This window comes from Bradyrhizobium genomosp. III (genome assembly GCF_000261705.1).
Classification (GTDB): Bacteria; Pseudomonadota; Alphaproteobacteria; order Rhizobiales; family Xanthobacteraceae; genus Bradyrhizobium; species Bradyrhizobium ottawaense.
In genome coordinates, this window is sequence record NZ_AJQF01000262.1 from 1 (window position 1) to 6,906 (window position 6,906).

The 6,906-nt window shown below is 63.5% G+C and carries 10 protein-coding genes; 6 read left to right on the forward strand and 4 right to left on the reverse strand.

Annotation, left to right across the window (positions count from 1 at the left end):
• The 3 genes from IC66_RS0122495 to IC66_RS0122505 form a co-directional block, all read left to right on the forward strand.
• A partial coding sequence (locus IC66_RS0122495; protein WP_038949121.1) for a formyltransferase family protein occupies positions 1–439 on the forward strand: 439 nt, incomplete at its 5' end.
• A 172-nt stretch (positions 440–611) separates the two neighbouring features.
• Positions 612–962: a hypothetical protein gene (locus IC66_RS43560; RefSeq protein ID WP_080670293.1), complete on the forward strand. Its 351-nt coding sequence runs from the start codon at positions 612–614 to the stop codon at positions 960–962.
• Positions 907–1,452, forward strand: a complete 546-nt coding sequence (locus tag IC66_RS0122505) for a hypothetical protein (protein ID WP_038949122.1) — start codon at positions 907–909, stop codon at positions 1,450–1,452. Before IC66_RS43560 ends, IC66_RS0122505 begins: the two co-directional genes overlap by 56 nt.
• A 52-nt stretch (positions 1,453–1,504) precedes the next feature.
• Here IC66_RS0122505 and IC66_RS0122510 read toward each other — a convergent pair whose 3' ends face one another.
• Positions 1,505–1,903, reverse strand: a complete 399-nt coding sequence (locus tag IC66_RS0122510; protein WP_028144525.1) for a RidA family protein — start codon at positions 1,901–1,903, stop codon at positions 1,505–1,507.
• A 166-nt stretch (positions 1,904–2,069) separates the two neighbouring features.
• Between IC66_RS0122510 and IC66_RS0122515 the strand changes: the two genes are divergently transcribed.
• Both IC66_RS0122515 and IC66_RS0122520 read left to right on the forward strand, forming a co-directional pair.
• Complete coding sequence (locus tag IC66_RS0122515) at positions 2,070–2,945, forward strand: DMT family transporter (RefSeq protein WP_038949123.1); 876 nt, start codon at positions 2,070–2,072, stop codon at positions 2,943–2,945.
• 201 nt (positions 2,946–3,146) lie between these two features.
• A complete protein-coding gene (locus tag IC66_RS0122520) occupies positions 3,147–4,580 on the forward strand; it encodes a caspase family protein (RefSeq protein ID WP_038949125.1) in 1,434 nt (477 codons plus the stop codon).
• A gap of 172 nt (positions 4,581–4,752) precedes the next feature.
• Here IC66_RS0122520 and IC66_RS0122525 read toward each other — a convergent pair whose 3' ends face one another.
• Positions 4,753–4,995: a BrnA antitoxin family protein gene (locus IC66_RS0122525; protein ID WP_028144522.1), complete on the reverse strand. Its 243-nt coding sequence runs from the start codon at positions 4,993–4,995 to the stop codon at positions 4,753–4,755.
• 3 nt (positions 4,996–4,998) lie between these two features.
• Positions 4,999–5,976, reverse strand: a complete 978-nt coding sequence (gene cysK, locus IC66_RS0122530; protein WP_038949126.1) for a cysteine synthase A — start codon at positions 5,974–5,976, stop codon at positions 4,999–5,001.
• Between the two features lie 222 nt (positions 5,977–6,198).
• Here cysK and IC66_RS0122535 point away from each other — a divergent pair, with 222 nt between their 5' ends.
• Positions 6,199–6,417, forward strand: a complete 219-nt coding sequence (locus IC66_RS0122535; protein ID WP_028144520.1) for a hypothetical protein — start codon at positions 6,199–6,201, stop codon at positions 6,415–6,417.
• A 15-nt stretch (positions 6,418–6,432) separates the two neighbouring features.
• On the opposite strand, the gene IC66_RS0122540 is transcribed toward IC66_RS0122535, so the two are convergent.
• The coding region (locus IC66_RS0122540) for a tRNA-ribosyltransferase family protein (RefSeq protein WP_038949127.1) at positions 6,433–6,906 on the reverse strand (474 nt) is incomplete at its 5' end.

Sequence of the window (6,906 nt, forward strand, 5' to 3'; positions counted from 1 at the left end):
GGTCCAGGCCAATCCGAAGCTGGTGGTGGCCTCCGAGATTGCCCCCGATACCGACCTGATCATCACGGCGCACAGCCACGCCCGGATCGGCAAGGACGCGCTCGCCGCCGCCAAGTTCGGCGGGATCGGCTATCACCCCTCGCTGCTGCCACGCCATCGCGGCAAGGCCGCCGTGGAATGGACCATCAAGGAAGGCGATCCGATTGCCGGCGGCACGATCTATCATCTCGCCGACCGCATGGACGCCGGCGCCATCGCCGCCCAGGACTGGTGCTTCGTCAGGAAGGGCGAGACCGCCCGCGAACTCTGGGAGCGCGCGCTCGCTCCGCTCGGCCTCAAATTGCTGGCCGACGTGATCGATTATGCCAAGGTCCACAAGGCGCTGCCGTCCAAGACTCAGGACGAGCAGTTCGCGACTTCTGCACCGAGTCTGTCCTGACGTTTACCCTTAACGTGAGGGGGCCTTGATTCCGCTTAGAAAATCGGAACCGGGAACGCAAATAAACCATTGTTTCCACAGGAACAATTTTCGATTTGGCATTGCAACAAATTTCCGTCACATTTCGTCCGAATAAGCGTCAGCATATCAGACAAATTCAAGGACGGAATTCATGCGTTTTGGTCGCATCGCGGCGTTCTGTGCCGCTTCAGTTTTGACCGGCACCCTCGCCGCTCCCGCCCTCGCCCAGAGCCCCTATGACGGCAACTGGCAGGTCGTCATCGTCACCAAGAGCGGCACCTGCGAGCCGACCGCAAGCTCCATGCTGACAGTTGCCGACGGCAGGATCACCGCGCCCGGCGCTAACGTTTCCGGCACCATCGGTAGCGGGGGACTTGTGAAAGTTTCGATCAATGGTGCATATGCCAACGGTCAACTCAACGGCAACGCCGGATCGGGGAAGTGGAATGGAGCATCTGCAGGCATACCGTGCAGCGGGCGGTGGGAAGCATCGCGCCAGTAAACCAAGTGTGGCTCGCGCCCGGAAGCGGCGGCTGCTGATCGCGGCCGCCGTTTTGTTTGCGGCAGGGATCGCCAACTCTGAAAGCAAGGCCCAGTCCGGCCCGTTCGCCCCGATGGCAGGAAGCTGGAGCGGCGGCGGCGTCGTCACGCTGGACGACGGCTCGACCGAGCGGATCCGCTGCCGGGCCAAATACGCCCCGATCGGCCCGACCATGGAGATGTCGCTGACCTGTGCCAGCGATGCCTACAAGTTCAACCTCGGAGCCAATGTCAGGGCCGAGGGCAGCGCCATCACCGGCAACTGGTCCGAGGCCAGCCGCAACATCTCCGGCTCGCTCCAGGGCCGCGGCGGCGGCGGGAACTTCGAAGTGGTCGCCTCCGCGGCCGGCTTCAATGCCAACATCGCGCTGAAGACGAGCGGCAACAAGCAGAACGTCTCGATCCGCGCGGACAGCCAGTTCCGCGGCGCCAATATCTCGCTGTCGAAGTAAGACTGTAGAGTGACACGGCAATCGATCCGGCGCCCGCGCCGGATCGATTTTTTTATGCGTTCGGCACGAACGCCGTGACCTCGATCTCGACCTTGGCCCGCTCGTCCACGAGGCCGCCGATATAGAGCAGCGTCGAGGGCGGGAAATTGCGGCCAAGCGTCTCCTTCCAGGCTGCGCCGATACCCACGCCCGCGGCCTCGTATTCGCTGCGGCTGGTCAGATACCAGGTCAGGCGGACGATGTGCTCGGGGCCGGCACCGGCCTCGGCCAGAAGCTTGATGATCCGCTTCAGCGCGGCTCCGACCTGCACCGCCATGTCGGGCGCGTAGCTACCCGTCTCGTCGCCGCCGGTCTGGCCGGCCAGAACCACCCAGCGACCAGGGCCCTCCGCCACAACGCCGTGAGAGAAGCCGCGCGGTTTTTTCCATTCGGCCGGCTGCAAGATCTGCATGAGCGGAGTTCTCCCATTTTTTGTCGTTGTTCGTTGATGCCTTAGCACGTCGCCCTGCATCGCTGCATCCGCAGATTTGGCCGTTGCAAACGGTGGCGATGTCGTCGATACCGGCCGTCCTTTCACATTCCAACCTCCAACACCCTGCCCCCCAAACCCCTGCCCAATGAGCGCGACACCGTCCAAAACGATGGCTGCATTGTGGATGGCCGGCTGGCTGTCGCTGATGCTGGTCATGGCGGTTGCCGGGCGCGAGACCACGCGTGAGCTCAACGTCTTCCAGATCATGGAAGTGCGTTCGGTGATCGGTCTCACGCTGCTCCTGCCGCTCATCTACCGCGCCGGCGGCTTCAAGGCGGTCGCGACCAAACGCCTGCCGCAGCACCTTGCACGCAATGGGGTCCATTATTTCGCGCAGCTCGGCTGGTTCTACGCACTGACGCTGATCGGAATCGGCCAGGTCGTGGCGATCGAGTTCACCATGCCGATCTGGACTGCGGTGCTGGCCGCAACGTTCCTGTCTGAACGCATGACGGTCTGGAAGATCGCCGCCGTCGTGCTCGGCATCGTCGGCGTCGTCATGATCGTGCGGCCCGCCACCGGGGAGATCAATCCCGGCCAGCTGATCGCGCTCGGAGCCGCAATCGGCTTCAGCGTATCCATGATTCTGGCGAAATCGCTGACCCGAACCGAGAGCGCATTATCGATCCTGTTCTGGATGATCATCGTGCAGATGGTCGTGGGCCTGCTGCCGACGCTCTATGTGTGGACCTGGCCGTCAGCCTACCTTTGGGGATGGCTCTTCGTCATCGGTGTCTGCGGCACTTTCTCGCACTATTGCCTTGCCAGCGCGCTCCGATATGCCGACGCAACGATCGTGGTTCCCATGGACTTCCTCCGGGTTCCACTGACGGCGACGGTCGGCTGGCTGCTGTATTCCGAGCGGCTCGACGCCTGGACCGTGCTCGGTGCTGTGCTGATCCTGTGCGGCAATCTCCTGAATTTGAAGCCGGTCTCAGCGATTCCCGCCCGCGCGGGGTGAACCTCGCGCTGCCTCGCGCGACAAAACAAAGTGGCCGTGTGATTTGGATCACGTTGGGAAACATTCCCATCGTGCACATTCGGCCACACAGCAGCGGGTTGCATGCAACGGACCGCCGTTTCGGTGGCGCGAAGTCGGGCACTTCGTGTAGGTTCGTTGCCAATTCGTTGCTGCCTGCAATTCGATTCTGGGGATTTCAGAATGCGCTACCTCACCCTCCTCGCTTCGCTGATGTGCATGGCGCTGTCGGTCAGTGCCGCGAAGGCCGACCGCCGCGTCGCCTTCGTCGTCGGCAACGGCTCCTACAAGAACGTCGCACAATTGCCGAACCCGCCGATCGATGCCAAGGCGATGGCGTCGACGCTGCGCAATGTCGGCTTCGAGGTGATCGAAGGCTCCAATCTCAGCCGCGACCAGATGACGGAGAAGCTGCTCGACTTCGGGCGCAAGGCGCAGGGCTCCGACATCGCGCTGTTCTATTATGCCGGCCACGGCATCGCCGTCAGCGGCACCAATTACCTGCTGCCCGTCGACGCCGACATCAAGTCGGAGATGGACGTCAAGCTGGGCGCCGCCATCAACATCGACCTGACGCTCGAGCAGACCATGGGCGATGCCAAGGTCAAGCTCGTGTTCCTCGATGCCTGCCGCGACAATCCGTTCGCCGCCAAGATCAAGTCGAACTCCGCGACGCGCAGCGTCAACGTGCAGAGCGGTCTTGCCGAGATGAAATCCGGCGAAGGCACTCTCATCGCGTTCGCCACCGGCCCCGGCCAGACCGCGCTCGACGGTCAGGAGGGCAACAACAGCCCGTTCACCCGTGCGCTGATCGACAACATCACCAAGCCCGGCATCGAGATCCAGCAGGCGATGACGTCGGTGCGCGCCCAGGTCAATGAAGAGACCCGCAAGGGTCAGCTGCCCTGGGGCCACACCAACCTGACCGGCTCGGTCTATCTCAACCAGGCTCCGACAACCCAGGTCGCCAACGCGGCGCCGACCGCTTCTGGCATCGTGCCGGCGGCGAGCGGCAGCTCAGACGGCGTCGAGCTCGAATATTGGCGCTCGGTGAAAGAGTCCAACAAGCCGGAAGAGCTCAACGCCTATCTCGCCGCCTATCCCAACGGTCAGTTCAAGGCGCTGGCGCTGGCACGCCTTGCGGCCATCAAGAGCGGTCCCTCGACCGCGACGCGCACCCTCAACGCCGGCGTCGATCCTGCGACCTTCACCGACGAGGCCACCCAGCTCACCGAGGATCAGATCGGCCTCGACAAGACCCAGCGCCGCGACGTGCAGCGTCGTCTCACCGGGCTCGGCTTCGATACCAAGCAGACCGGCGTGTTCAGCGATGAGACCCGGACCGTGCTCAAGCGCTGGCAGGCCGCGCGCGGCTATCCCTCATCGGGTTACCTCAACAAGCACCAGCACAAGGCCCTGATCTCGGAGGTCCAGGCCGCCCCGCCGACCGCGAGCGACACCAGCCAGAAGGCGGCCCGCCGTGCCGCCGCGCCCGCAGGCAGCAGCGCACCGGCACCGGCACCGGCTCCCCAGCGCAGCAATCCCGGCGATGCCGCCGGCGCGGCGTTCGTGGGTGGCGTCGTCGGTGGCATGATGGGCGGCATGTTCCGCCGCTGAGATGCGGTGAGGTTGAAAACACAAAAGCCCGGCTCGCGCCGGGCTTTTTCTATTGTGCGACGGTGTCGCAGCATGCTCCTCATTGCGAGGAGCTCTTGCGACGAAGCAATCCAGAATCTCTCTGCGGATACATTTCTGGATTGCTTCGCTGCGCTTGCAATGACGAGGTTGGCTACTTCCCCGCAGCCTTGCGCAGCGCCTCGTTGATGCGGTCCTGCCAGCCGGGGCCGCCCTCCTGGAAGAACTCCAGCACGTCCTGATCGATGCGTAGCGTCACCTGCTCCTTGATCCCCGGTGCCACGTTCGGCTTCGGCGGCGCCGCGGCGACCTTGGCCGTCACCTTCTTGAACGCCGCCTCGGCCTCTGTCCTGGCATCGCCGAGTGTGCGCGGCCGCCTCGGTGGTTGATCCGCCATGTCCTAGATTCCCTCAAACAGCGCTGTCGAAAGATACCGCTCGGAGAAGGACGGCACGATCGCCAGGATGGTCTTTCCCGCCGCTTCCGGCCGCTTGCCGATCTGGAGCGCGGCCGCGATCGCCGCGCCCGAGGAGATGCCGCCCGGAATCCCCTCGTGCCGCGCCAGCGCGCGCGAGGTCTCGATCGCCGTCGTCGAGTTGACTTTCACGATCTCGTCGATCACGGCGCGATCGAGGATGTCAGGGACGAAGCCGGCGCCGATGCCCTGGATCTTGTGCGGCGTATGCTGTCCGCCCGACAGCACCGGGCTTTCCTCCGGCTCGACCGCGACGACGCGCAGTGAGGCCTTGCGTGGCTTGAGCACCTGGCCGACGCCGGTGATCGTGCCGCCGGTGCCAACGCCGGCCACGAAGAAATCGATATTGCCGCCGGTGTCGTTCCAGATTTCCTCTGCGGTGGTGCGACGGTGCACCTCGGGATTGGCGAGATTCTTGAACTGCTGCGGCATCACCGAGTTCGGCGTCGTCTTCAACAGCTCCTCGGCGGCGGCGATCGCGCCCTTCATGCCCTGCGCCGCGGGCGTCAGCACCAGCTCGGCACCGAGAAATGCCAGCATCTTGCGCCGTTCGATCGACATCGATTCCGGCATCACCAGCTTGAGGCGGTAGCCGCGCGAAGCCGCCACGAAGGCGAGCGCAATGCCGGTATTGCCGGAGGTCGGCTCGATCAGCACGGTGTCGGGATTGACGATGCCCGCCTTCTCCATCGCGATGATCATGGCCGCGCCGATGCGGTCCTTCACGCTTGCGGCCGGATTGAAATATTCAAGTTTTGCCAAAATGGTCGCGTTCACGCCGTGCATGCCGGGCAGCCGGCGCAAGCGCACAGTCGGTGTATTGCCGAAGGCCTCGACAATCGAGTCATAGATCCGGCCGCGGCCGGGTTGGTGCGCTGCACCCGTGTTGGACGATGCGTCCATGATGAACTCCCTGTGACGACATTTGCGCTTCTTACGCGGCTCATGCGCAGTTACGGATAGCCTGCGACGACACGCAAGCGACAATTGCGGCACATGTTAAATACGCTGCATCGCAAAATCGCGTGAGCTTTAATTAGCAGAAAACCAACGCATTTGTGTTGCGACCTCGTCAACTGATTCTGCTTATGTTAGACTTAGGTCTCAAAGCAGGGAGGTCACACGATGTCAGCAGTTGCTGAAGTGATGCCGACCGTAGCGCTAAGGCGTGATCCGCGTTGCAGTGAATTGCCGACCTGTCCCGTCTGCGCCGATTCCATGGTCGCCGCCGAAGCATCCGCCTACATCTCGGACCACGTCATCAGCTATCTCTGGACCTGCGACAATTGCGGCTACGGCTTCGTCACCAAGCACGCCGTCAAGCAGCGGATCGTGTGCAATTGAGCTTGGACCGTTGACCTAGCGAGGGGCGAGATCGCCCCTCGCCCAGTCCGCGCGCGTGCGCTGGTAGAACTCGTCGAACCTTCCCTGCGCGATCGCGTCCCTGATGCCCTGCATCAGGAACTGGTAGTAAGCGATATTGATTTCGGACAGCAGCATCGCGCCCAGCGTCTCGCCCGCCTTGACGAGATGGTGCAGATAGGCGCGCGCGCAGTTGCGCGCCGACGGCCATGAGCTCTCCTCATCCAGCGGACGCGGATCGTCGGCGTGGCGCGCATTGCGCAAATTCACCTGGCCGAAGCGCGTGAAGGCGACACCGTGCCGGCCATTGCGCGTCGGCATCACGCAATCGAACATGTCGATGCCGCGCTTGACGGCTTCGAGGATGTCGTCGGGCGTCCCGACGCCCATCAGATAGCGCGGGCGCTCTTTCGGCAGCAATGGTGCGGTCTCGTCGATCATCGCCAGCATCACCGCCTGCGGCTCGCCGAC

Coding starts and splice junctions, on each gene's coding strand:
- IC66_RS43560 (WP_080670293.1), top strand. CDS start 612: ATGCGTTTTGGTCGCATCGCGGCGTTCTGTGCCGCTTCAGTTTTGACC.
- IC66_RS0122505 (WP_038949122.1), top strand. CDS start 907: ATGGAGCATCTGCAGGCATACCGTGCAGCGGGCGGTGGGAAGCATCGC.
- IC66_RS0122510 (WP_028144525.1), bottom strand. CDS start 1,903: ATGCAGATCTTGCAGCCGGCCGAATGGAAAAAACCGCGCGGCTTCTCT.
- IC66_RS0122515 (WP_038949123.1), top strand. CDS start 2,070: ATGAGCGCGACACCGTCCAAAACGATGGCTGCATTGTGGATGGCCGGC.
- IC66_RS0122520 (WP_038949125.1), top strand. CDS start 3,147: ATGCGCTACCTCACCCTCCTCGCTTCGCTGATGTGCATGGCGCTGTCG.
- IC66_RS0122525 (WP_028144522.1), bottom strand. CDS start 4,995: ATGGCGGATCAACCACCGAGGCGGCCGCGCACACTCGGCGATGCCAGG.
- cysK (WP_038949126.1), bottom strand. CDS start 5,976: ATGGACGCATCGTCCAACACGGGTGCAGCGCACCAACCCGGCCGCGGC.
- IC66_RS0122535 (WP_028144520.1), top strand. CDS start 6,199: ATGTCAGCAGTTGCTGAAGTGATGCCGACCGTAGCGCTAAGGCGTGAT.